Annotated in this window: 27 protein-coding genes and 2 tRNA genes; 4 read left to right on the top strand and 25 right to left on the bottom strand. The window is 54.9% G+C overall.

Features of this window, described 5'->3' with window-relative positions; translation table 11 throughout:
* The 3 genes from H522_RS0108655 to H522_RS18485 all read right to left on the bottom strand — a co-directional run bounded on the left by H522_RS0108655 (position 1) and on the right by H522_RS18485 (position 3243).
* Complete coding sequence (locus H522_RS0108655; protein WP_026962005.1) at positions 1-1047, bottom strand: M42 family metallopeptidase; 1047 nt, start codon at positions 1045-1047, stop codon at positions 1-3.
* The gene (locus H522_RS0108650) at positions 1038-2099 is read right to left on the bottom strand and encodes a M42 family metallopeptidase (protein ID WP_026962004.1); all 1062 of its coding nucleotides are present in this window, start codon (positions 2097-2099) and stop codon (positions 1038-1040) included. The genes H522_RS0108655 and H522_RS0108650 overlap by 10 nt, the downstream gene beginning before the upstream one ends.
* Before the next feature lie 142 nt (positions 2100-2241).
* The gene (locus H522_RS18485; RefSeq protein ID WP_051344083.1) at positions 2242-3243 is read right to left on the bottom strand and encodes an RluA family pseudouridine synthase; all 1002 of its coding nucleotides are present in this window, start codon (positions 3241-3243) and stop codon (positions 2242-2244) included.
* A gap of 95 nt (positions 3244-3338) precedes the next feature.
* Here H522_RS18485 and H522_RS0108640 point away from each other — a divergent pair.
* A tRNA-Gly gene (locus H522_RS0108640) sits at positions 3339-3414 on the top strand.
* A 279-nt stretch (positions 3415-3693) separates the two neighbouring features.
* On the opposite strand, the gene H522_RS21740 is transcribed toward H522_RS0108640, so the two are convergent.
* From H522_RS21740 to csaA, 5 genes are all read right to left on the bottom strand, one after another.
* A complete protein-coding gene (locus H522_RS21740) occupies positions 3694-3945 on the bottom strand; it encodes a hypothetical protein (protein WP_026962003.1) in 252 nt (83 codons plus the stop codon).
* Positions 3946-4060: 115 nt separating this feature from the next.
* Positions 4061-4471, bottom strand: a complete 411-nt coding sequence (locus tag H522_RS0108630) for a serine hydrolase (RefSeq protein ID WP_026962002.1) — start codon at positions 4469-4471, stop codon at positions 4061-4063.
* 227 nt (positions 4472-4698) lie between these two features.
* Complete coding sequence (locus H522_RS18480; RefSeq protein ID WP_342664392.1) at positions 4699-5091, bottom strand: P-loop NTPase family protein; 393 nt, start codon at positions 5089-5091, stop codon at positions 4699-4701.
* Positions 5051-5308 carry an MBL fold metallo-hydrolase gene (locus tag H522_RS21930; protein ID WP_211230662.1) on the bottom strand — a complete coding sequence of 86 codons (258 nt, stop codon included), beginning with the start codon at positions 5306-5308 and terminating at the stop codon, positions 5051-5053. The genes H522_RS18480 and H522_RS21930 overlap by 41 nt, the downstream gene beginning before the upstream one ends.
* A 241-nt stretch (positions 5309-5549) precedes the next feature.
* Positions 5550-5879 carry a chaperone CsaA gene (gene csaA / locus H522_RS0108615; RefSeq protein ID WP_026962000.1) on the bottom strand — a complete coding sequence of 110 codons (330 nt, stop codon included), beginning with the start codon at positions 5877-5879 and terminating at the stop codon, positions 5550-5552.
* Positions 5880-5989: 110 nt separating this feature from the next.
* Between csaA and H522_RS0108610 the strand changes: the two genes are divergently transcribed.
* Positions 5990-7042 (top strand): glycoside hydrolase family 15 protein, encoded by a 1053-nt coding sequence (locus H522_RS0108610; protein ID WP_026961999.1) that lies wholly within the window; start codon positions 5990-5992, stop codon positions 7040-7042.
* Here H522_RS0108610 and H522_RS0108605 read toward each other — a convergent pair.
* The 6 genes from H522_RS0108605 to H522_RS18470 all read right to left on the bottom strand — a co-directional run bounded on the left by H522_RS0108605 (position 6994) and on the right by H522_RS18470 (position 13642).
* On the bottom strand, positions 6994-7842 hold the full coding sequence (locus H522_RS0108605; protein WP_026961998.1) for a sugar phosphate isomerase/epimerase family protein: 849 nt from the start codon (positions 7840-7842) through the stop codon (positions 6994-6996). The genes H522_RS0108610 and H522_RS0108605 overlap by 49 nt on opposite strands.
* A gap of 67 nt (positions 7843-7909) precedes the next feature.
* Entirely contained in the window at positions 7910-9010 is a 1101-nt protein-coding gene (locus H522_RS0108600) for a Gfo/Idh/MocA family protein (RefSeq protein ID WP_211230661.1), read from the bottom strand.
* Between the two features lie 23 nt (positions 9011-9033).
* Positions 9034-10203 (bottom strand): Gfo/Idh/MocA family protein, encoded by a 1170-nt coding sequence (locus H522_RS0108595; protein WP_035453164.1) that lies wholly within the window; start codon positions 10201-10203, stop codon positions 9034-9036.
* Between the two features lie 80 nt (positions 10204-10283).
* Entirely contained in the window at positions 10284-11192 is a 909-nt protein-coding gene (locus tag H522_RS0108590; RefSeq protein ID WP_026961995.1) for a carbohydrate ABC transporter permease, read from the bottom strand.
* A gap of 43 nt (positions 11193-11235) precedes the next feature.
* Positions 11236-12123 (bottom strand): carbohydrate ABC transporter permease, encoded by an 888-nt coding sequence (locus tag H522_RS18475; RefSeq protein ID WP_051344082.1) that lies wholly within the window; start codon positions 12121-12123, stop codon positions 11236-11238.
* Between the two features lie 49 nt (positions 12124-12172).
* Entirely contained in the window at positions 12173-13642 is a 1470-nt protein-coding gene (locus tag H522_RS18470; RefSeq protein WP_245578063.1) for an extracellular solute-binding protein, read from the bottom strand.
* Between the two features lie 171 nt (positions 13643-13813).
* Here H522_RS18470 and H522_RS0108575 point away from each other — a divergent pair, with 171 nt between their 5' ends.
* The gene (locus H522_RS0108575) at positions 13814-14584 is read left to right on the top strand and encodes a M48 family metallopeptidase (protein ID WP_026961994.1); all 771 of its coding nucleotides are present in this window, start codon (positions 13814-13816) and stop codon (positions 14582-14584) included.
* A 1-nt stretch (position 14585) separates the two neighbouring features.
* Here H522_RS0108575 and H522_RS0108570 read toward each other — a convergent pair whose 3' ends face one another.
* The 4 genes from H522_RS0108570 to H522_RS0108550 all read right to left on the bottom strand — a co-directional run bounded on the left by H522_RS0108570 (position 14586) and on the right by H522_RS0108550 (position 17429).
* Positions 14586-15380: an EamA family transporter gene (locus tag H522_RS0108570; RefSeq protein WP_026961993.1), complete on the bottom strand. Its 795-nt coding sequence runs from the start codon at positions 15378-15380 to the stop codon at positions 14586-14588.
* Between the two features lie 621 nt (positions 15381-16001).
* Positions 16002-16352, bottom strand: a complete 351-nt coding sequence (locus tag H522_RS18465) for a hypothetical protein (protein WP_035453158.1) — start codon at positions 16350-16352, stop codon at positions 16002-16004.
* 98 nt (positions 16353-16450) lie between these two features.
* Positions 16451-16576, bottom strand: coding sequence for a hypothetical protein (locus H522_RS22335; protein ID WP_273365229.1), 126 nt, complete (start codon positions 16574-16576; stop codon positions 16451-16453).
* A 73-nt stretch (positions 16577-16649) separates the two neighbouring features.
* The gene (locus H522_RS0108550) at positions 16650-17429 is read right to left on the bottom strand and encodes a CheR family methyltransferase (protein ID WP_026961992.1); all 780 of its coding nucleotides are present in this window, start codon (positions 17427-17429) and stop codon (positions 16650-16652) included.
* 30 nt (positions 17430-17459) lie between these two features.
* Here H522_RS0108550 and H522_RS18460 point away from each other — a divergent pair, with 30 nt between their 5' ends.
* The gene (locus H522_RS18460) at positions 17460-18422 is read left to right on the top strand and encodes a patatin-like phospholipase family protein (protein WP_051344080.1); all 963 of its coding nucleotides are present in this window, start codon (positions 17460-17462) and stop codon (positions 18420-18422) included.
* 175 nt (positions 18423-18597) lie between these two features.
* Here the strand turns inward: H522_RS18460 and ndk are convergent, their stop codons facing one another.
* From ndk to H522_RS0108510, 7 genes are all read right to left on the bottom strand, one after another.
* Positions 18598-19047, bottom strand: coding sequence for a nucleoside-diphosphate kinase (ndk, locus tag H522_RS0108540; protein ID WP_026961991.1), 450 nt, complete (start codon positions 19045-19047; stop codon positions 18598-18600).
* Between the two features lie 107 nt (positions 19048-19154).
* Entirely contained in the window at positions 19155-20123 is a 969-nt protein-coding gene (locus tag H522_RS0108535) for a polyprenyl synthetase family protein (protein WP_026961990.1), read from the bottom strand.
* Positions 20124-20125: 2 nt separating this feature from the next.
* Positions 20126-20848: a demethylmenaquinone methyltransferase gene (locus tag H522_RS0108530; protein WP_026961989.1), complete on the bottom strand. Its 723-nt coding sequence runs from the start codon at positions 20846-20848 to the stop codon at positions 20126-20128.
* Positions 20848-21609 carry a heptaprenyl diphosphate synthase component 1 gene (locus tag H522_RS20490; RefSeq protein WP_051344079.1) on the bottom strand — a complete coding sequence of 254 codons (762 nt, stop codon included), beginning with the start codon at positions 21607-21609 and terminating at the stop codon, positions 20848-20850. Before H522_RS20490 ends, H522_RS0108530 begins: the two co-directional genes overlap by 1 nt.
* A 164-nt stretch (positions 21610-21773) precedes the next feature.
* A complete protein-coding gene (gene mtrB / locus H522_RS0108520) occupies positions 21774-22013 on the bottom strand; it encodes a trp RNA-binding attenuation protein MtrB (RefSeq protein WP_026961988.1) in 240 nt (79 codons plus the stop codon).
* 112 nt (positions 22014-22125) lie between these two features.
* Positions 22126-22202: transfer RNA gene (locus tag H522_RS0108515), tRNA-Pro, on the bottom strand.
* A 115-nt stretch (positions 22203-22317) separates the two neighbouring features.
* Positions 22318-22590: an HU family DNA-binding protein gene (locus H522_RS0108510; RefSeq protein WP_026961987.1), complete on the bottom strand. Its 273-nt coding sequence runs from the start codon at positions 22588-22590 to the stop codon at positions 22318-22320.
* Between the last annotated feature and the right edge of the window lie 107 nt (positions 22591-22697).

The raw sequence follows: 22697 nt of genomic DNA, 5'->3' as shown, positions 1-22697 counted from the left end.
TCAACCGACATTTTCTCCGCTCGTGTATGGCCACGCTCCGCGGCTTATCTCTTCCAGCAATGCGCGGACCAAGCGCACCGTGTTGTGGTAATCGTCCAGTGAGATGACCTGTGCCGGGGCATGGATGTAGCGCACAGGGACGGAGATGCCGCCGCCGGTCACCCCGGTTCCAGACTTATGAATCGCCCCGAAATCGTTCGATCCGCCCTTCACGCGCCGAAACTGATACGGTATGTTATATTTTTCGGCGACTGCGACCATAAACTCGAGAAAGCGCGTATCTGCGATGGTACGGCCGTCTTGCACCGTCAGCGCCGGACCAGCTCCCATCACCGTGGACTGGCCATGTCCGGGCGCGTCGACCACGTCGAAGCACACCGTGCCCTCAATCGCGATCGCGATGTCGGGTCGAATTCGTTCCCCGACCACCGTGGCGCCGCGCAGGCCGATCTCCTCCTGCACGGTGAAGGCGCCAATCAAGGGAACCGGCACTTGCGCCGCCAGCGCGTCAAGCAGGATGGCACAGCCCACGCGGTCATCAAACGACTTGGCCTTGGCGCAGCCTTCGCCGATTTCTCCAAAGCGGGTGGCGAACACGGCCACATCCCCCGGCTTCACGACGCTAAGGGCGTCCTCCCGGTCTTTCGCGCCAATGTCAATGTATAGTTCATCCATGCGCAGGGGCCGCTTGCGCTCTTCCGCCTTTTGCAGGTGAATCGGCTTCGCGCCAATCACGCCAAAACGCCGGTCCGTCCCGATACAGACGGGTTTGGACACGAGTACGCGCGGATCGATCCCGCCCAAGGGGCGCAACCGGAGCAATCCATTGTCCTCGACGTGGACAATCATCAGCCCGACCTCATCCATGTGCGCGTCGAGGAGAACCCGCGGACCGGCTGCGGTTTGGTTCTGTTCCACAATCAGATTGCCGAGCACGTCCGTATACACCCGGTCGGCGTAGGGCCTTGCAGCCTTGCGAATCAGGTTGCGGACTTCATCCTCAAATCCGGACGGGCCTATCGCCTCCGTAAGTTCCTTCAGTAACATGACAGCCCCTCCACATAGGTGGTGTCGATACTGGCGATGAAATGCGCCAACAAGCGGCCGCATTCCACAATGTCCTGATAATCGACGGTTTCCACCGAGGTATGCATATAGCGGATGGCCACCCCGACCAGGCCGGTGGCGATGCCTTCACGGGTGATTTGAATGGCCCGTGCATCGGTTCCCGTGGGACCCTGGCTGAGTTCCAGCTGATACGGAATCTGATGCGTTTCGGCGACGTCGCGCATGCGCGCAAACACTTTCGGATGGATGTTGGGGCCAAAGGCAATGGCCGGTCCCTTCCCCATCTTGAAGCTGTCATCCGGGGCTTGCCCGGGAAAGTCTGCGAAGGTGACGTCAATCGCGATACCGATGTCTGGCCGCAGGCCGTAAGCGGCGGTTGTCGCTCCACGCACGCCGACTTCTTCTTGCACGGTTGCCACCGCGTAGACGTCGACATGATGCCGCAGCGAGCGCAGGAAGCGCAGCGTTTCCAGCAATACGGCGACACTGGCGCGGTTGTCCAATGCCTTGCCAGCGATGCGATTATGTAACAACGAAAGCGATTCACGGGACAGGGTCACTCTATCACCGACGCGGACCAACTGGCGGACGGAGGATTCTGGCATCGCCAAATCGATGTAGAGGTCTTCCAGAGGCGGGGCTTGTTTCCGTTCCTGTACGGTCGTCAAGTGCGGTGGCTTCGAGCCGATAATGCCGAGCAGGGGACGTTTGCCGTGCACCCAGACCTCCTGTCCCATCAAGGTGCGGGCGTCAAATCCACCCGCCTGCCATACACGTAAAAACCCGCCCGGCTCGATTTTCGTCACCACCAGCGCAATTTCGTCCATGTGCGCAGCCAACAAAATACGCGGCCGCTCCCCCTCCCCGGAGCCGGTCACAACAGCTGCCAGATTGCCGAGGGCGTCGCGATGAATCTGGGAGGTGTAGCGCATGAACGCTTGTTCAATTGTACGGGCCACATCCTGTTCAAACCCCGGCCCGCCGTGGCATTCCAGGATTCGCAGTAGGTCTTCCCGATGGTTCTCGGTCACACCGTCACCCCTCATTCTTTCGTGCGATCACGGACGGTTTCTCTTACTTTGGCTTACAATCTTGGGATGTTTTTTGACAAGGTGCGTCCCGTGTTGGAAAGGCACGGGACTAGAAGTAAAGTCTTCATCTTACCTCATCTTATCAGACCGGTTTCTCCAGGGGCAATGATGTCACCCTAGACCAGAGTCCGTCGTCCCCGCCTGCAGCCGCCCAGAGGTGACGCATGTCCTCGGGCGGTTCTGCCTGGACCTTGCACTCCGTGTGCTGCACCGGATGAGTCCAGGTGAGTTGGTACGCGTGCAGCGCCTGTCTGGGAAACGCAACGGGCTCAGGTCTCACCACGGGGCGGATGCTGTAGTCCCAGGTATAGTCTGTGTCGCCCACCAGCGGCATGCCCATAGCGGCGCAGTGGAGGCGAATCTGGTGCGTACGGCCGGTTTCCAGGTGAATCTGTAGCACCGCCAAACCACCGCTGTGACCGACGACGCGGTAGTGTGTGATGGCGGGCTGCCCATCTGCTGAGATGAGGCGCCGCGACGGACGCGCGGGATTGGGCCCAATCGGCAGAGAAATGGTCCGCCAAGGCCCTGGCAGACAAGTCGACGACTCTCCGGCTGCGTCCGTATGAACGTCGTCCTGAGCTCTGTAGACGATGGCCAGATACGCGCGGTGCATGGCTCCTTCTCGCAGGGCGATATCGAACAGGTGATGACTGTGTGAGGTTTTCGCAAACATGAGCAGTCCCGACGTGTCTCTATCGAGACGGTGCACACTGTGTGCAACCTGGCCATGCGGCTGAAGATAAGCCAATACACCCGCCAGGAGCGATCCGCTCCGCTCATGGGCACTGGGATGGGCCAGGATGCCGGGAGGTTTGTTGACAACCAGGATTTCATCGTCTTCGTAACGGATGTCAAGCGGCATCGGCTCCGGCGCAATGTCCGATGCTTCCTGCGGCAGCGCCACCTCCAGCCAGTCCCCTGCCTCCGCCTTGTCAATCAAACGCGCAGGCCGGCCGTTGCGCTTAACCACGCCTGACTTGATGAGCGCACGCTGCAGCCGCCGCGACATTCTTAGCTCGCGTTGCAGAATCGTTTTAATCATGTGCCCGGCGTGTTCGGGTCCAACGTGTAGCGTGTACATATGAAGTCCTTTCTGCTGAGAAATGAACGACTGCATGGATACGGCACTTGCATTTCTGTGCCGAGACGTTTATACTACTCATTGTAAGCGGTCATGCGGATGTAGTTCAATTGGCAGAGCGTCAGCTTCCCAAGCTGAATGTTGCGGGTTCGAGTCCCGTCATCCGCTCCAGATACGAAAGTTCATTGTCCCGATAAGGATCCAGTACAGTGATGTGCTGGGTCTTTTTCGTTTTTGAAACGGACATCGGTAAGCGTTCTTCAGCTTTAGCCATGGGAAAGATTTCAGCCTGATGCTTTGTTCACGCATTTTCGAAAAAGTCGTCTCTGCGGTCTGCTTTATGAGGTCGAATCTGGCTCATCCGAATTCCTATCACGAGTTGTACACGTAATTGGGGAAGAAGCGGTTCTTAATCCTTCCAATTCCAATTTGAATTTCCTTCTCTTTTTATCACCGGTTGGCAATCAGTTTCAAGCCGGCTCCTAGATGCTCACTTTTTCTCGTGCTCGACCTTTTCATCAACCTCGCCATGCTGGTCCATAAGAGCCGCGAGATTTCATCCACTGTGTCGATTCCGTAGTCCTCGCTGGAATTATGGGATGTCAGAACGGCAATGACGTAGTTTCGTCCATGTCCGTGGATGTACCCGATGCTGTTAATGCGCCAATTCCCGGTTACATACGGAGACCAGCCGTTCTTCAACGCGACGGTTGTTCCCGAAGGGACCCCCTGCGGACACTCCCCACCGCTGCCAGCCTACGATATGTTCCATCAATCTCTCAATGCGTATTGCCGGTTCGCGTTATCGATCATCAAACTAGGAAATGCCAGCAGTTTCATCAGCGTTACCTGATCCATTACAGTTGTCTGGGTCAGACCCCAAATAGGCGTCGTTTCGCATCGTTGTGTGTTTCATTCTGAAGTTTCGAATATAAGAGGTGATGTTCTTTCCACGCCCCAATTGATTCCAAAGTTTTGACGCCATATTGTTGTCGCTGTCCTCAATCATGGGCGCTAACAGCTTATTCTGTGTGGTCGTCACCCATTGATGCGCCATCTGGTCTTTGTAAAGCAGCACCGCCATTAGGGAGACCTTGACGATGCTTGCAGCGCAATAGGTAGCGTTTGGATTATACGTGTATGTCTGTCCCGTGTTGGCATCATAGACGGCTACGGAAACCGTGTCATGTCGGCTTTTCAAATAGCTTTTGAAGGCGCTGCCGAACACAATATAATCTGGCTCTTCTATCGGCAAATTGGGAGAGTTTGAGTAAAACCTAGGCCGGGGATAGATTCAGATGACCGTTGGTCGAATTCATAATTTTGAGGATGATTCCTTCATGACAACGAAGCAAAATACGCCTCCACTTGCTTCCGTGTTTTCAATCGTATAACTTGCTTTCCGATTTGCTGGGCTTCATCCAGGCGTCGCAGAATCTTTTCTTGCTCTCGCTTTCAACCCCCCCAAATGTAGCGAAAAAACTCCAGGTCTATCTTTTCCGGGCAGTGTGCGCCCATGTCCGGGCGGGTTTGGCCGTGATAACGGATGACTCGCTTCATGACACGCCACAGACAGACACGCCGTGGCACATCAAGGAAGATCACCGTATCCGCAGCCTGAATGCGGATATCCATCGTAGATCCGTAATTTCCGTCGATGATCCACGATGGACGTTGCACTAGCTTCCGCTGAAGTTCCATCCACTCTGGCCTTGGTGTCTTTACCCACCCCGGCTGCCAAAACAAGCGATCCAGATGGAAGACTTCAATCCCGGTGATGTCCCCAAGTCGGCAAGCAAAGGTTGACTTACCCGCCCCTGGCGATCCGATGATCGCGATTCGCTTCACGGACGGCCCCTCCAGACAGCATGATGGAGGCGGATAGCGGAATCCGGTTTGGAAAACTGTACATGAAAGAAACCCAGCGCAGATCGGCCGACACCGATAAGGTGTCGCCCGACAGCAAAACCCCTTTGCCCTCTGCCCCGGCTTTCCAATGTAACACGGCCGATCCGGCAAAGTGTCCGCCGACGTGGATTAACGTGACGTCCCGCGTGCTGCCCAATCGCAAACTCGGGCACTGTCTCGACGGCCCACAAATTCGGCTCATACTCATAGAAAGCGTTCCGGTATCCGTCGTGGCGCATCTGTTCGAGGGTGGTCCACCGTTGCCCCCGGTGACCGATGTACTGCCGCTCATCTTCACATGTCGGACAGTGACTCGGCGCGGTCACCGTCTTGGGAAACTGCGTACCGCACGTTATGCAAATCCAGTTCTCCACCTTTCTCTCCCTCCCCGTTTTGGCTTACGCGATGGGCGATCCGTTCGCCACCTTCGCGTCAGGCGTCAACAGGACGACATCACCTTTCTCCGGGATGGCGCCCAATACCAAGACTTCGGAGGCAAACCCTGCGATGCGCCGGGGGGGAAAATTGACAACGGCAATCACCTGCCGGCCGATGAGGCTAGCGGGCGTGTACCTTTTCGTAATTTGGGCGCTGGAACGCTTGATGCCGAGCGGACCGAAGTCAATCTCCAACTTAATGGCCGGGACACGAGCCTCTGGGAACGGCTCTGCCTTGATCACTGTCCCCACACGCAAGTCCAACTTTTCGAAATCCTCAATGGTTGCCATACGCTAAACCTCCATTTCTTATTCTTATGCGTCGTTTGGGCTATCGCCTAGCAAGCGGAACGTCTTTCTGGTTTTTCGGATACACTGCAAAATAGGAGGAGAGGTTATCGATGCGAAGCACAGCCCACGCGGTACTCGAAACCATGCGATTGCCCAATGGACTGTACGTAGCCAGTCGATCCCCAGACTATCGCTATGTATGGATTCGTGACGTCTGCTATATCGTACTCGCATACCTCGATGCTGCGGACGACAATCGCTTCGAACAAGCCTATCACAAAATGTTGGACATCTTCCACCATTACAGCTGGAAGCTGGATTACCACGCCGAACACCGTCCGCATGAGGTGTACGAGTACATACACCCTCGCTATCATGCGGACACCCTCGAGGAACTGACGGAGCCTTGGGGAAACGCCCAAAACGATGCGATTGGCGCCTTTCTCTTTGGAATCGGTCTAGGTCTGCAGCACGGCAAACGAATGCTCCGCGATGAGCGAGATGAATACCTGATTCAACAATTCATCCGTTATCTGACGACCTTGCGTTACTGGCAAGACGCGGACAACGGAATCTGGGAAGAGCACCGCGAAGTCCACGCAAGCAGCATTGGCGCTTGCACTGCCGGATTGCTTGCGTTGATGCCGTTTTTTGCCATCGACTGGTCGGTGGTTCAAAAGGGCATGTCCGCCTTGTTCAACATCCTCCCGCGCGAAAGCGCTTCAAAAGAGTCCGATCTCGCGCAGCTCAGTCTGGTCTACCCCTATCGTCTGCTGCCGCCCAGCATGGCTCGCCTCCTAATTGAGCAGGTGGAACGGCAACTCCTGCGTGAGCGCGGGGTCATCCGCTATCTGGGTGATTGCTACTATGAAAGGGACGGCCGGGAAGCCGAATGGTGCCTGGGCATCCCTTGGCTCGGGCTCTGCTGGTTAACCCTCAACGAACGAGACAAAGCGGCAGCCTACTTACGTTGGACGGAACAAATCATGCCAGAGCCTGGCGTCCTTCCAGAATCGTATTACGGGGGAACCGCCCAGGCAAACCCGAATACCCCACTTGCCTGGGCGGTGTCCATGTACATCCAGCTGCTCGACCAAATGGAGACATCTTACAGTTATACCGCAGCCGTCTCCAACGACAGACCTAACCGGCCAACCACGTAATCCCGACAAATCGCAAGGCTCTGCCGAGGGGTGCTGGTGGATTGGTCGATTTCGACCGTCACCCACCCTTCATAGCCAATCTCCTTCAAACACTCTATCACCGGGACCAAATCGAGAGTTCCCAACCCCAGTTCACAGAAAATCGGCAACGCCTCATTCCCCGAGAGGATGGGGAAATTCTCCGCATCCACCTCATCGGGCGTGACATCTTTCAGGTGAACATAGGCAATGCGTTCGCGGTAGCGGCGGATGACGTCGGTCGGATTCATCCCGGCTTTGGCCAAGTGCGCAGTGTCCGGGCAGAAGAACACGTAGTCCGGATTGGTCAACTCCATGATGACATCCAATTCGCGCTCGTTCTGAATCTCCGTTCCCAAGTGAGGGTGCACGCACGCCTTCACGCCAAACTCGGCGCAACGTTTCGCCGCTTCGTTAATGGTCTCCGCCGCTACCTTCAGGTCGGCAAGCGGTGTCCCACTCGGTTCCCGAGGGCCCTGCGGACCAAAAACGATGCGGTCGCTCCCATTTTTCGCGAGAAACTGCGCCACTCGGGTGTTGTAATCAATCACTTCTTGTCTTCGCGAACTATCGGTAAATCGTCCACCCCCATATAAGGCAGAGAGAACAAATCCGTGCTGGCTCAGAAGCTCACGAAACTCATCCACACGGTCTTCATACCGCAAGGCAATGTGGGTAAACGTCTCACAAGCGCGATACCCCAGCTCCTTGGCTTCCTTCAACCCAGTGATAAGGTCTTCCCCCCACGTGATGAGGTGACACGAGACGCGAAAGTTTGACATGCTTCATCCTCCTTTCTCGGCTATCTCCGGCCATCGTATTGCCCGCCACCCCCGTATGGGTGAATCGTTATGTGCGAAGGTCTTGCACAGTCTCCGCCGAGAACGGTGCTGGACGCTCACACGTGCTTTGCATGTCGTAATGCCGTCCCTGCTCCGAGGCAAGATGGAACCCGTGCATCGCCTCCAGAACGTGATACGCCAGGTCCCCGTGGGCAAGGTGTACATCCCCAGAACGAATGGCCAACGCCATGTTGGCCACACCCAAGCCGCGGCTGTTCTCCACGAAAGGCGATAAAATGGGGATCTCGCTCCATGACTCCACCCCGGGTCGGCGAATTCGCACCGGACCCGAGAAGTGGTTCGGATCGGGCACGCTCATAGAGCCCTCCGTTCCGTAAATCTCAATGCGCGGCACATCGGCGTACCATACGTCAAAACTCGTCACCAGCGTGGCAATCGCTCCATTTTGAAAATCGAGGACGCCCGCAATGTGCGTGGGGGTTTCAACGCGGATTCGCTCACCCCGTCGCGGTTTGCTAGTGACAATTCGCTCCGGAAACGTAATCCGGGCGGAACCGGTTACACGCCGGATGGGCCCCAACAGGTGTACCAAGGCGGTTAGGTAGTAGGGGCCCATGTCAAACATCGGCCCGCCCCCCATTTGATAGAAGAAGACTGGGTCGGGGTGCCAGCTTTCATGGCCATGCGACATCATGAAGGCGGTTGCCGCCACCGGCGTGCCAATCCAGCCATCGTCCAATAGCTTCCGGCACGTCTGCAGTCCACCCCCGAGAAACGTGTCCGGTGCACACCCTACACGCAGTCCGCGGGCGCGAGCGGTGGCCAACACCTTTTGCCCGTCCTCCAAGTGAACGGCCAAAGGCTTTTCGGAATATACGTGTTTCCCTTGCTCCAGCGCGGCCAGTGCCACCTCGGCGTGGGCCTTGGGAATCGTCAGGTTGACCACCAGTTCAATGTCTTTGTCCGCCAATAATTCCTCAACTGTGCAGGCCTTCGTGACGCCAAACTCTTCCGCTTTTGCTCTGGCGCGTACCATGTCCAAATCCGCCACGGCCACCACATCGACGCCGGAAAATGCGCTCAGATTGCGCAAGTAAATGCTGCTGATGTTGCCACAACCGATGATGCCGACCTTCACGGGCTCCATAATGCCATCCCCTATCTGTCGCTTCATTCACCCACACGAACCCAGCCGCCCGTCTGGACGGACTTTTCCACCGCTTCAAGGACCTCTTGGTTGCGTAGACCATCGACAAAGTCGGGTTTGGGGTTACGGCCGCCTGCGATACCTTGGAACGTCTCGTAGAACAGGTTCATAAAGGTATGCTCATAGCCGATGATGTGTCCAGCCGGCCAGTAGGCGCCGGCGTATGGATGCACGTCCTCCGTGCAATTGATGGTTCGGAAGCCCTGTAATCCGGGTTCATCGTCGTGGAAATAGACTTGCAAGTTGTTCATGTTCTCCAGGTCCCAGCGAATGGAACCCTTTTCACCATTAATCTCGAAACGGTTTCCGTTCCGGTTCCCGCCCGCAAAACGCGTCGCCTCGAATACTCCCATCGCCCCGTTCTCAAACCGAGCCAGAAATGCGGACGCATCATCCACGTCTACGTCACCCATGGCACCAGCCACCGTCTCTGCATGCAAGCCTCCGGTCATTTCACCGAGCGGACGCTGTTTGATAAACGTCTCCATCATCCCGACGACTTCACGAAACTCACCGACCAAGAAGCGGGCCAGGTCAATGATGTGAGCCGCAATATCGCCGTGCGCGCCCGATCCGGTCACTTCCTTGCGCAGCCGCCACACCAATGGGAAGGCCGGATCCATAATCCAATCCTGAAGGTATGTGGCGCGGATGTGATAAATGCGTCCGAGACGGCCTTGCTCGATGAGCTTCTTGGCCAATTGTACGGCTGGGGCAAAACGATAGTTGTGGCAGACCACATGCACAATGCCCGCTTCCTGAACGGCTGCCAACATCCGCTTGGCTTCTTCAACACTCATGCCCAGCGGCTTTTCGCAAATCACGTGCTTTCCCGCCTTGGCGGCCGCAATCGCCATTTCCGCGTGCGTGTTGTTCGGGGTCACGATATCGATGACATCAATATCATCTCGTTCCACCAAGCGCCGCCAGTCGGTCTCAAAGCTGTTCCAACCGAACTGTTCGGCAGCCGCCTTTACACCAGCCTCGTCCCGGCCAGAAATCGCTTCCATTACCGGTAGCGCGTCCATATCGAAAAAGAACGGAAGGTCACGGTAGGCGTGACTGTGCGCCTTCCCCATAAACTTGTACCCAATCATACCAATGCGAATCTGTCGCTTACTGGCCTGCAACATAGACTCCGTCCTTTCGCGCGAGAAAATCGATGAACATTCTTCTATATTGGCAATTGAATCCGGAATTCCTGCAAGGGAATTCAGCTTTTTATACTCCCAGCCGCAATTCCCGAGATGATGTACTTGCGCAGGAGCGGAAACAAGATGAGCATGGGCAGGATGGACAGGAACGATCCGATGAGAATCAACGGGTACAGGGGCTGTCCGGTGCCGGCCGAATTTAAGTTGGCGGTCCAAATCTCCAACCCCACGGGTAATGGATAGAGACTGCTCTTACTCAACAGGACCAGTGGCAGGAAGAAGTTGTTCCACGTACCGATAAAGATGATAAGGAACAGTGTGACCAATCCCGGTCGCAGGATGGCGAGCGCGATGCGAAAGAATACACCGTAATCACTGGCTCCATCCACACGCCCTGAATCCATCAGTTCGGTGGGCATGGCCTCCCGGATATACACACTCATAAAGTACACCCCAAACGGGTTGACCAGCATCGGCAGGATGACGCCGATGTAGGTATTGATAAGGCCCATCGATTTTTCCAACAGAAAGATAGGAATGGTTAATGCGGCTGCGGGGACCATCAAGGAACCGAGCACCGCGGTCGATACGACACGTTGACCGCGGAAGCGGTATTTTGCCAAGGCGTAACCGGCCATGGCAGAGATGAGCGTTCCCGCCGCAGCGGCGACAAAAGAATACACCGCTGAATTGACGACCCAGCGCCAAAACTCGCCGTTTTGGTAGGTAGCCAACCAGCGCAGGTTCGCCCCCAGATGGTTCGCCGGCACCAACATGGGTGTATTGAATAGTTCACTGGTTGTCTTGGTCGTCGAAACGAGCAGCCAGTACAAGGGCAGCAGAAAGTACATGGCCATAAGAATCACGAAGGCCATAGAAAGGCTAGTTGTGATTCCATTTTTGCGAGTGATGGTATGGTATTGACGCTGAAGGTCGGTCGGGGCAAGCGATGTCTGGGTTCGACTCATTATCTTATCCACCTTTCTGGTCGATGTGTCCCTTGGCTTTCCGTCACCGACTGGGCGAGGCTCCCTTTCTTGGCCTCGGTTCAGCCGTCGCGTAGATAAACAACAGCGATGCAACAAAAGTGATGACGGCCAACAAAATCGATAACGTCGCGGCGTAGGTGACGTTTCCATAGGCGAACGCCATGTTGTAGATTTCGATGTTCGGCGTGTACGTCCAGGGGATGCTGGTCATCGTCGAAAGGACATACGGTTCGTTGAACAATTGCAGGGAACCGATGATCGACAGAACGGCCGTCAGCAAAATGGTCGACCGCAGCATCGGGATTTTGATGCGCAGCGCCGTCTGCAACTCGTTGCATCCATCAATCTTAGCCGCATCGTACAGTTCCAACGGAATGGACGTCAGGCTGGCGAAATAAATGGTCATGTTATAGCCGGTCCATTCCCACGTGGCCATGTTCATGATTCCGTATAGGACGTGCTTGTCAGACAGTAAGTCGAGTGGGTGTCCCCCAGCCACGGCGCGAAATACCGCCAAAATCGGGTTCAGTTGCGGGGAGTATAGAAATCCCCACATAATCGCAGCGATGACCCCTGGAACGGCGTAGGGAAGAAAATAGATGATTCGAAACATGGTTTTTCCGCGTACGAATGGGCTATCCAACAGCAAAGCCAAGGCAAGCGCGATGAGCAGCATGACCGTGACCTGGACGACCCCGTAATACGCCACGCGGCCAATGGCAATCCAGAAACTACTATCCTGAATGGCGGTCAGGTAATTGTGCAAACCGACAAACGCATGCAACCCTTGGCGGTCAACGAAGAGGCTTAAATAAAACGAGTACAAGAACGGGAAGATGAAATAGAGTGCAAAGAGAATCCCGAATGGGGCCAGAAAGACATAGGGTACCCGGCGCAGTGATTGAGTCACGGTCTCTCCTCACTTCCCCTGTGTGTTTATTCACCTACTGGGATGGCCATCAAACGCTTACATCCTTCGTACGGATACGTCTCATAATCACAGCAAGCGCAGCCGCCGCCAAAAGGACAAGCAGGACAACAAGGGCGGGTGGCACGGAGTGGGACCCTGTACTCTCCGTCCCGTCCATATCCTTCACGCGGTATCCCATGCTCTTCGCAAAAACCACCGTGTGTTGCTGGATGTTGGCCAGTGCTTGATCCCACGTTTCGTCTCCCTTAGCCGCTTTCGTAAACTCAATCGTCATTTCGTTGTAGACGAAATCCGTCCACGGACTCCATTCGAAGGACGTATCCACAGATTTCGCCGCTTTCACGAAGACCGGTGCCGATACCTGATTTTCGAGCGCGGGGTTCGGCGCAAAAAATTTCGGTAATTGCTCTCCGTAACGATTGGCTGGCATCTGGCCACGTCCTTCCTTATCTATATCCGTCACGTCCAGGACTTCGGCGGCGGCGCTGGAATTGATCCAGGCAGCGAACAGTGCGGCAGCTTGCGGGTATTTGGTTTGTACGGTGACAGCGTTTGTCGATCCGCCCCAATTCCCGTCCATAAATGGTCCGCTCGCATTCCACTGGGGAATATCACTTGCCCTCCAATTCTTCGTGGATGGCTTGACATAAGGTTCAATCATATACGTAGGAGACCAGGCAGCGCCAATGACAGACGCGTATACACCTTGACCGATTTCACTTTCCCATTGTGGTGTCCAGTCATTCGTAGCTTGAATGGCCCCTTGCGCAATGAGCTTGCCCCAAAAGTTCATAACTTTCCGGGCCTGCGGGCTGTCGATATTGATTTCCCATCCATCTGCCGTGTAGTGAAACGGGTGTGCGCCCGCTTGCCATAAGAGCCCGGTGATCAGGCCACCGTCGTTGACGGGGAAGTAAGTTAAATATTGGTTAGGATGTCTGTGATGAAACTGAACGGCCTCTTCCCCAAATTGATTCCAGGTCTTTGGGGGGGTTAATCCGTTTCGCTTAAAGACATCTGGGCGATATAACAAGGCCAGTGGACCGATGTCCTCTGGAATGGCGTAGACTTGCTGTCCGCGACTTGCTTGACGCCAGGTCCAATCGAGAAAGTAGGATTTGGCGTATTCGACATACTTCGAAATGTCCAGCAGGCCGCCCGTGTCGATGAACTTCGGCAGGTATTGATACTCAATCTGAACCACATCTGGAGCGCCGACACCAGCTTTTAAGGTGGTCGTCAATTTGTTATACTCCGCGCTTGAAGAACCGATGAGTGGATGAATAACGTGGATGTTCGGATACACTTTGTTGAATGCAGCAATGACCTTATCGGCGTTGGCGGTCCATGTCCACCAGGTAATCGTGACCTGTTTGTCGAAGCGAGGGAAATGAGGTTGGGGGATAGATGAACCCGCCCCCCAAGCGACTTGGATACTAGAATACAGCAATACTGCCGCTAGGCCTGCAGACGTGGCGACTTGCCGAAGACGCACCACCAACAACACACTCCCTTCCTTCGGTATGCATGTACAGTTTCATGAGTTTTTCTAGTATTACGTATAGCATAGGTATGCCATGACTGGACACCGGTATGTTTTGTATAATGGCGGTGGCAGTTGAAAGTCTATCTGCAGGAACGTAGTGCCAGAATTGATGAGGGGAATATCATGCCGAAACTTGAGTATGCGGGACGGATCATCCCATATGACATTGAACGGAGGTCAGGGAGAAAAACGGTCAGCTTGTATGTGGACGCCAACCGTGGAGTCTACGTGCGGGCTCCCTTCGGCATCCCCGATGAGCAACTGCAGGAAATTGTTTTGCGCAAGGCCAATTGGATTATCCGCAAACTGGATGAAGTCCGAGCACGTCAGGCGGCCGTGCCTAAACACCGGTTTGTCGATGGGGAGACCTTTTGGTACCTAGGCCAAGCTTATCCTTTGGTCGTTCATACAGAAACGGGCCTCGATCAACCTCGACTGACATGGGATACGCAAAAATTCCAACTGTCGATCCCAAGGTGTTTTCGGGAAGAAAATTTGGTGCCGACAGGAAGAAAGCCCGAAGATCATCCGGACGCCCAAGTAGAGGAGACCTACCGCCGCCTGTTTCGCGCCTGGTACCTGGCGCGCGGTCAGGCAGTCGTACAAACGCGGCTGCAGAGATACGGCTCGGTCTACGGATACCCACGACGCGTGTTATTCAAGGAACAAAAGACCCGCTGGGGCAGTTGCGCGGCAGACGGAACGATCCGTTTGAACTGGCATATTCTCATGGCACCCATGGCGATTCTCGACTACCTGCTGGTGCACGAGCTTGCACACCTCAAACACCCGAACCACTCCAAACACTTTTGGGCTGCAGTAGCCAAGACCATCCCCGACTACCTGGAGCGGCGCCGATGGCTGAAGGAGCATGGTCACTTACTCACATTGTAACCTACCAGCCATGGACGACCATCCAAACACCCAGTCCAACTAAGGGTGTATAAACAAACGTCAACCAGGTTCGATCTTCCAAATTGCGAAACAGCAGAGATGAAAATAGCGCCACTAACACCGGCTGAATGCCGACAATCGCCGAGACGACAGATACCGGAACAGTGCTGACTGCCGTATAAAAGGCGAGCACCGCGGCGGCTGACGTGGCTGCCGCCGTCCAAACATAAAGGCTTCGGACAGAGCCATAAAACCGAATGTGCTCTCTCAGCGTCCCTTGGACAAGTAGATAGCCACTATAAGCCAGTGCCGCCACCGTCAAATCGAAGGCAGCCGCCCATATGGGATGGCCCCCGTACATGCCAACCTTGCGCCAGGCGTGACCCACTCCCTCTAAAACGGATGCGGCCAAGCCGAACGCCAAACCCTCCATCACCGAGGTACGAAAGACGGCTCGAGTATCTCGTTTTCGACGCTCCAGAAGGAGCAGTCCTACACCGCACAGCATCAGCACGGTACCGATGGTTTCTCCGGTATCCAAGGGTTCGCGGAGAATCGTCACGGCGGTGACAATCGTGACGACGGGCGAGAGTGATTTGATAACCGTACTGCGTGTCGCCCCAAGGCGGAACATGGAGGCAAAGAAGGTTACACGCCCCAGGAAGGTTCCACAGAACCCCGACAACAGAATGAAACCCAACTGTGGCCACATCAAGACGGGAGGTGCTTTCACCCATGCGGCATGGAGCGCAGCAGATACGAGAAGGAACACGCTGCCCAAATAGAGGATTGGCATCACACCATTATCACAAGTCTCTCCTCGACGTTGGGCAGCGTATAGGAGTAAATAAGAGAAAGAATACAGTATGGTCGATATCACGGCCGTCCATTCGCCGACCACTATCCGGTTCCCCCTCGCAGTCTCCCAAGGAATTGGGACAACTACGAACAACGCTATGGGGAACGATCGAAAATTATGCCTGTGGATAGGGGATTGTCCGGATACGCATTCCAAATGTGTACCTGGACAATCGCTTTAACGACGCCCCGCGTTCATCCAGAACCCCCACGTGACAAACGCCACCAGCAGCACGAGCGTTGGAAGCCATACATAAATCGGTGCCAAGGTATGTATCCCCCCTGTAGTCGGCATGTGTGACGCATGCTCCATGCCCTAACGAAACACGCAACCGGGAAATGACTTCGCACACGGACGGACGACATCACATTGGATACACAAGACGGATGACTGAATATATTGTACTGTATGTCGGATACAAGGCCAATACAAGGTCCATCGCACCGCTCATAAAAACGGCGCCACCCGGCATCGGGAGCGCTGTCAGAGTCTAAAACTTGTTGTACGGGGATGTCTTTCTCACACAATCTGGGCTGTCCATGGACGTGTTGGAACCTATCACCACCAGAGAAAAGCCAACGCCCATATCCAGGCGAACGCCAGCCACCACCACCACCAGCCGGCCCACCATGCGCCCCAACCTGGGTAGCCCCAGCGGGCGCCGTAAGCGTACGGACGGCCATAAGCCCATTGAGCCAGAGCAATATCCAGCTTTTCGCTCGGACTGGCTCTGTGGGAGACGTCCAGGTTGGAAACAGTGGCTATGCCAGCCGGGGCATACCGTCTCGGGACGCGCATCAGGACGGCATTCGGAGTGACTTGTTCTACGATGCCCCGATGGTACCCCCAGGGCGTGCGGAACTCGACCCAACCGCCAAGGTGCTTTTCAACCTGACACCTGGTGCACATCTGGTATTCACCTCCTGGCATGGCATGGTCCTACCACCCGTAAACGGAACGGAGAGGCTTTACCCACACTAACTTTACTGGTGCTTGGTGATTTCCTATCAATAGACCGGTGTGGTCGTGCAGGTCCGCACGTAGCCAGGCACCAGCAGGAAGAATAAGACAAAGATAATCAGAAACACTACGGCCCAACGAGTATAGCCGCCAAAAGCACCACCATCGTACACCGTGCACACCTCCCTCGCGAGTGGCATGCTTCACCGTATGTCGACTTGACCCCTGACGGACAGTACGATTGACCTAGTCCGACCCTCGCTGATACAAAAATGGGGCAATGTTGACGAGGCCAAACCGGCGGCTGTTCAGAAATTGCTCCGTGGAACCGACAAACAGAATGCCTCCCGGCACTAACGCACGCGCCAGCTTGGCAATCACTTGCTGTTTCCCTTCTTCAGTAAAATAAATCAGGACGTTCCGACATACGATGAGGTGAAAAGGGGCTTCATCCGGGACTTCGGGTCCAAGTAGGTCATGATGCTGAAAACGAACGCTTTGCTGCAGCTCGGGCCGTATCCGCCACACCCCACGGACGCGGTCCTGACTCGTAAAGAAACGATTTTTTTGTTCGTCCGACAGAGCCCGGAGCTGATGTTCCCGATACACCCCCTGCTCTGCAGCGAACAGCACACGCTCATCGACATCGGTCGCAATGATTTGATAAGGCCGCCCATGCTCTTCGCATAACATTGCCAATGTGTATGCCTCTTCACCCGTCGCGCAAGCCGTACTCCAAATCCGTAACGGCTCACCGGAAAATAGTGACTCTACCCACGTCCACAACGCCTGCCAGCGTTCTGGGTTTCGAAAAAAATCCGAGACATGAATCGTGATTTTGTCGATAAGCTGTTGCTGTAGCTCGCGATTCTCGGTTAACGCGCGAGTAAGCGCCGCCAGGCTGGGGTATTGATGACGAATCTGAAAGGAACGTACGCGCCGTTCGAGTTGGGGACGTTTGTAGAAACTAAGATCCAGTCCAAACTGCTTACGAAAGGTATCCATGAATGCTGTAAACTCGTCCATTCTTGTCCCCTTATGGTTGGAGGTGGTTCGGTGGCGACCCATATCGCGATAGCACGCCCGCGGATAGGCGTGGCGCTCAGCGGCGGCACCCTCAAAGCCGCGGCGCACGCCGGGGCACTGGACGCTCTGCGAGCAGTTGGCATCCGACCCGATATGGTCGCTGGAACAAGCGCAGGCGCGATTGTGGCTGCGCTGTACGCATATGGTTTCAGACGTTCCGACTACCTCAAGTTAATTCGACACTTTCCAGGCGCATCCCTGCTTGACTTCGGACTGCTTCCCTGGTCGATACGCCTTTCGCGTTGGTTTCATGGGGCACGCTTACGACGGAAACTTTCTGACTGGCCCTCCCTACTGCCCAGTGGGTTGATCCGAGGGAAAAGCCTTGAACGATACTTTTCCAAGATATTTGATGGAAGAAACCCACAAATCCCATTTTTTATCTTGGCTACCGACCTCGTGGGCGGTGGCCCAGTTGCGTTTTCCAATTACGCTCCTGCCATCCGGTCTCGACGTGCCCTTCCTGTAGAGAACATTGAACGCTGCCTGCTGGCCAGCTGTGCCGTGCCAGGTATCTTTCGTCCTGTGAAGATTGAAGACCGCGTCCTTGTGGACGGGGCCATACGCCACTATGTGCCTGTATATATTTTACGAGAAATGGGATGTGAAAAGATCATCGTGATTAACTTACATACCCTGGAGGCGAATTGGCAGCCCCGGCATCTGGTCGACGTACTCATCCGCTCCTTCGACGTTCTACTGCGCGAGACGATTGACGATGACATAGACGGTCAAAATGTCTTTGTCATCGAACCGGATGTGCAAGGTACCACTTGGGTGTCCGTTGACCGCTTGGAGAACTGTTTTGAGGCGGGATACGCCGAGGTCAAGGCTCAGAGATTGCAACTTCTCGCTTGGATTCAAACCCCTCCCGTCCATTCTCCCAGAATTCGGATCGGTTCAACCGCCTTCGATTCGATCCGCATGGAATAGACCCCCATGGAATAGTCCCACCTTCCCTCTCTCTGTGTCCTGTGTTACAAAACGGCCGTCTGATAAAAAGAGTAAAGCCGTCCCTCCCTTCATGTTATGCTGGGATAGGACAGCTTCTCGAAAAACCCTCACACTAACTGTGTATGTATCGGGTTCGCGGGACGATCACGGGTGTTCAGGCAAGCCAAACATCTACGGCCCGTTCGTATTCCACTGTGCCTTCAGGGAACCACAAACCAATCTCCCGTTCTGCGCTTGCTGGAGAATCGGAACCATGAATGACATTCATACCTATGGTTAATCCGTAATCGCCACGGATGGTGCCAGGTGCTGCTTCGGCAGGATTGGTCTTCCCCATCATCGCGCGTGCGATACTGATGGCTCCCTCTCCTTCCCATACCATGGCAAATACGGGTGAGGACGTGATGAAGTTGACCAGGTCTTGAAAGAACGGGCGTTCTTTGTGTTCCGCATAGTGCTGTTCTGCCAGTTCACGGCTGACCGCCATCAACTTCGCTGCCCGCAGCTTCAATCCTTTGCGCTCAAATCGCGCAACAATGTCACCAATTAACCCGCGCTGGACACCGTCCGGTTTCACCATCACAAACGTCAATTCACTCGCCATATCTGCTACACTCCTTCGTGATATTCCGCGCCTCATTGTACGAAAAAGCATCCTGGCCATGCAACTCAAATGCTTATCTAGAACGCGAATCCTCGTACCGATGGTCGCTAGTATACACGGTCATTCACGAATTGCGCAATCGTTCGCAATTCACGGACCACTGGCTGGTCTGGGAGTCGGTCCAGCTCGGCCATCGCTTTGGCTAAATATTGTTCTGCCAGAGATTGCGCATATTCCAGCGAGTTCGAGGAACGAATCAACTGTACAGCTTCGACTACCTCTTCGGTGGCCATGTCTGCATGGACTAACCTCCGTAATTCCTTCGCATAAGGTCCACATGCGACCGCGTGTAAAGTTGGCAGGGTCAAGTTGCCTTGCCGTAAATCGCCCCCCACCGGCTTGCCTACGATATTCATATCGCCTGTGAAATCCAGGAGGTCATCTCGGATTTGAAACGCCATCCCAGTATAGTGGCCAAAACGCCGTAGCGTGCGAATAGTGGTTTCATCACACCCACCCACCCGGGCCCCGATGGAACAGCTGACGGAAATCAACAAAGCTGTCTTGCGCTCCACACGGCGCAGGTAAGTGCGCAGGGATTGATGCCAGTTATAAAAATCCCGAATTTGGTCGATTTCCCCTTCGCACATCCGCACCATGGCCGTAGACATTTCCCGGTGGACTTCCGAATCCCCAATCGATGTCAATAATTGAATCGAACGAGCAAACAAAAAATCCCCCGTATACATGGCCGCGCGATTGCCAAATCGTGCCCGGACCGTTGCCTGGCCACGACGTACATCCGATTCATCGACGACGTCATCGTGCACCAAAGAAGCCATGTGAACGAGTTCTAATGCGGCTGCCGCACGATACACCGCATCTTCTGAAGCACAGGGGCCGAGTCGACTGGACATCAGCGCCAACAGCGGTCGAATTCGCTTCCCCCCGGCCTCCAGCAGCTGCCGTGCGGATTGCGTCATAGAGGAATTGGCGGAAGCCACTGCGTCCATCAGGCAGCGTTCGACCCGTTCCAATTCACTGCGGTACGTCCGATAAACGAAACGAAACTCCATACTTAGCCTCCTGCCTTACGGCCCATGTGAAGAGCCGCAATGCCGCCCGTCAAAGGATAACTCCTGACTTCCGTGAGCCCGACCTCCCGGAAGATCTGTTCCAGTTGCCTGCGATCCGGAAAATCAGTGAGGGATTCGGGGAGCCATGCATACGGCGCCCTTTTGCCCACCGCCAATGCACCAATCCAGGGTAATATCCGATAAAAATAGAAGTAATACAGCGACCGCCATATGGGCCACTCCGGTTTCGAGAGTTCCAGGGAGACCACCCAGCCTCCTGGCCGTGCGACTCGCGTCATTTCAGACAGGACCTGGCGGATATCCGGTACATTCCGAAGTGCAAACCCAATCGTGACCGAATCAAAGCTATCAGAGGCAAACGGGAGGGCCATCGCATCGCCTTGGAGGAGTCGGACGAACCCGGAAAATTCGGGATGACGACGAAGCTTCTCCTTCGCCACATCTAACATTTCTTTACAAAAATCAATACCGACAACTTCTCCTTTACCCCCGACCGTACGTGCTAAAGCGAACGTCCAATCCCCCGTCCCGCACGCCACGTCGAGCGCCCGACTGCCTGGGGACAGTCCTAATTTCTTCATAGCAAATCGACGCCAAAGCTTGTGCTGAAAAAAACTGAGAACCGTATTCATCACATCGTATTGACGGGCGATTTGCGAGAAGACGTCGTGCACATAACGTGCCTTATCTGTCCGAACGGCCATTATCGGTTCCCCTCAGCCAACGATTGTTGTTCTAGACGCCGTTGAACCGGCAGCAAACACTCAATCAGTAAGTTTGTCGTCTGTTGCAAGCGGACGTTGATGGGGCCGCGGAGCATGTTATCGACCAATTCCGAAACCCATCGACGAACGGGTTGCGTAGATAAAAATCCGGATAAATCCGTGGTCGTCTCCCGGCTAACTATGTACGCCTGAACTAGAGAGCGCACTTGCGTACGCCACGATGAATCGTCGGGAAATAGCCAGTCACACACCGCAAACAGAAGTTCACCGTGAACGACGCAGTAAAGATCCATCTGTCGACGGAGTTGGTCAAACCCGTCCTCGTGTCCCTCCGCTTGCTTTGCGTCCCACAACGCCATCTTCGCTTCGTTGATCCGTACAACCGCGTGGCACAGCGCCTCCAATAGGCGTAAATCCCCCACCCGTGCCAGAAGCCAATAATACCGACCGCTGCTATAGTCGCCCGTAAGAACGATGAGCTGGCGGATTTGCCCATCATGTTCATCGACATCGTCATGAATGGACAATCCAAGTTGCAACAACAGAACGGCTTCCAGAATGGATTGTGTTTGTCCAGGAGGCAGGTCAGCCTCATGCAGCATGGCAGAGAGCACATCAAAGTGGAATCGACTCACCGTCGGCTGAATCCGATGCTGACGTAACAGTGGATGATCTATGTAGCCGCGGACACGTTCATCCAAATCTTGAAACCGCATGTTGTTCAACTCGGCGATTGCCACGCCAGTTTCATCCCCTTGCCGTCATTCCAGAATCCTCCGCGACACAAAGCAGGTCTTCGTGTGCCATCATAACCCACGCTTAGTATATCATAGTCCCTACTGCTGTCCCGAAACGGCAACCATGCCGAGGTTACACCCCATTCTCTGCAGAAAAACCATCTGCGTCATCGCGTGCCTTCGCTGCCTGTCGTAATTTGCCCATGTTTGGTATAAAGAATGGCTTTTCCACGGATCTTCATCGCGGACGTATGTTCAGTGAACTGCACCACCATGGCCTCCCCACGGTCGAGCTTCTCCGTATGATGAAACTTCGTTTCCGCACCTCGGGTGAGACCAATCACCTGCACCCCGTTTTCCAACGCTTGAACGACAAAGTAATCGCCAAGTACCGGAGAATCGGACATCCCGTTTCCCCCTCTCTATAAAGGCAAAAGGCCCTTAGGAGCCTCTGCCGGCCGTGTTGTTCCAAAAGACTTTCGGACAATGAAAAACCAGCGTTCGACGACGCTGGTTTTTTGGTCGGAATGCCGGGATTTGAACCCGGGACCTCTACCTCCCCAAGGTAGCGCGCTACCAGGCTGCGCCACATCCCGTGGATTCATTGTCGCGCAAGACATATTATATCCGATGTCCGTTGACATTGCAATGATCCACGGTCAGATTCCCGGAAAGCAAATGATCCACGGGCGGCGTTCCCGATCTGCCGCGTTACCGCACCTCGGCGCGCAACGCTTTTCCTGCCTTGAAAGCCGGAACGCGGCTGGCCGCAATGTCAATCACTTCTCCGGTCTGCGGATTCCTTCCCTTCCGCGCCGCCCGTTCACGGATGTTAAAGTGGCCGAATCCGACCAGCTGGACCTTTTCTCCTCGCGCCAACGCGTCCGTAATGACTTGAAAGACCGTGTCCACCACTACGGCACAGTCTTTCTTCGTGAAGTGGGTCCGTTCCGCAACGATTTGTACTAATTCCGCTTTATTCACTCTCAACACCTCACGCAAACAGTGTGATTTTACAGGTGTTGCCGGGTTTTGCGGAATTTATACCTCACGTTCCGGATGAGGACACTTCAATCCATCCGACCGTCGAC

Source organism: Alicyclobacillus herbarius DSM 13609 (assembly GCF_000430585.1).
Lineage (GTDB): Bacteria > Bacillota > Bacilli > Alicyclobacillales > Alicyclobacillaceae > Alicyclobacillus_G > Alicyclobacillus_G herbarius.
Note: the sequence above shows the minus strand (reverse complement) of the source record. Positions and strands in the feature narration are given on the sequence as shown.